This window comes from Brevibacterium sp. AGC70 (assembly GCF_057334195.1).
Genome location: NZ_JBHFIH010000018.1, coordinates 349,511 through 350,871, shown reverse-complemented (window position 1 = coordinate 350,871; position 1,361 = coordinate 349,511). Strand labels below are relative to the sequence as shown.

The window sequence follows — 1,361 nt, the reverse complement described above, 5'->3', positions numbered from 1 at the left end:
GGGGACCACCTCGCCGAGCTTCCGGCTCCGGTACAGGGCCTGTCCGACGAGGAAGAGGCCGAGCACGATGAGCGCGATGCCCACGATCGCGGGGAAGGTCGCCGGGGTGACGATGTTCTTCGTCTCCTGGATCCAGAAAGTCGCGATGTAGTAGACCGCGCCCACAAGCGTGACGGCGATGCCGGTGATGACATCACCCCTCAGCGCCGGAGTGAGCGTCCTCATTTGCTGTTGCCCAGTTCGGTCTCTTTGACGCCCTCCTCAACGGTGGCGGCTGTGTCTTCGGCGTACTTCTCAGCTTCGTCGCCGGTGAGGAATTCGGGCGCCCACTGGTTCTTGTCCAAGGTGTCCTTCCAGGTCTTCGTCTCGCTGACCTCTTCAAGGGTCTTCGCCCAGTAGTCGACGGCTTCCTGCGGCATTTCGGCCGGTCCGTAGACTCCGCGCCAGTTGCCAAGGGTCACGTCATAACCGGAATCCGCAGCCGTGGGAACCGAGTCGAATGGGGCCTGCAGCGGCTCCTTTGCGAAGGTCACGAGTGGTTTGATGTCACCGGATTCCAGCACAGAACGGAACTCGCTCAGCCCGGCGATGGCGACCTTCGCATCACCGTTGAGCATGGCGGTGGTCTGCTCGCCGCCGCCTTCGTAGTTGACGAAGTTGATGTCGGCGGGGTCGACTCCGGCTTCCTTGGCGAACAGTGCGAACGGCAGCGTGTCATCGCCGGATGCGGCCACAGTGACCTTCTGCGGGTCCTTCTTCAGCGCCTTGACCAGGTCCGCAACCGATTTGATGTCACCCTTGTCCGGGGAGACGACCATGAAGTCCTCAACGTACATGGTGGCGATGAGGGTGGTGTCCTCAGGGCCGAATTCGCAGAGTCCGCGAGCCTTCATCGTCTGGCTGGCCAGCGAGGTGATCGCGATCTGGTCGTCTTTGCCCTTCTCCTGCTGCATCATCGATGTCATCCACATGCAGCCCGTACCGCCGGGTTTGTTCTGGACCGGCAGCGGGGAAGAGACGATCTTCTCTTTCTGCAGAGCCTCCACGAGGGCACGCGCGGTGGTGTCCCAACCGGAGCCGGGTTCAGATGGGACGTTGACCGTGACCGGGCCCTTCGGGTAGTCGCTGCCCTCCCCCGGCGCCTGTGCCTTGTTGCCGCAGCCCGTGGCGACGAGTGCCAGTGATGCCAGCACCGCACCGACCTTGAGCGCGGGCTTCACCGCCCGATTCTTCCGACTCGCCGAGGTGGCCCGTCCTTGTCCTGTGATCGCCGTTGACCGCATTGCTTCTCCTTCGAATGCAACTGATACCTGCTGTGGTGGAATGTCTGTGTTGGTGGGACCTGAAGTGCTGGTGGGGGC

The 1,361-nt window shown here is 62.8% G+C and carries 1 protein-coding gene and 1 pseudogene; both read right to left on the bottom strand.

The window, feature by feature from the left end; genetic code table 11:
* Nucleotides 1–225, bottom strand: a pseudogene (locus ACE03M_RS16945) (tripartite tricarboxylate transporter TctB family protein); the annotation flags it as partial.
* The gene (locus ACE03M_RS16940) at nucleotides 222–1,283 is read right to left on the bottom strand and encodes a Bug family tripartite tricarboxylate transporter substrate binding protein (RefSeq protein ID WP_485935213.1); all 1,062 of its coding nucleotides are present in this window, start codon (nucleotides 1,281–1,283) and stop codon (nucleotides 222–224) included. The gene ACE03M_RS16940 and the pseudogene ACE03M_RS16945, both read right to left, overlap by 4 nt.
* Nucleotides 1,284–1,361 lie beyond the last annotated feature (78 nt).

Coding starts and splice junctions, on each gene's coding strand:
- ACE03M_RS16940 (WP_485935213.1), bottom strand. CDS start 1,283: ATGCGGTCAACGGCGATCACAGGACAAGGACGGGCCACCTCGGCGAGT.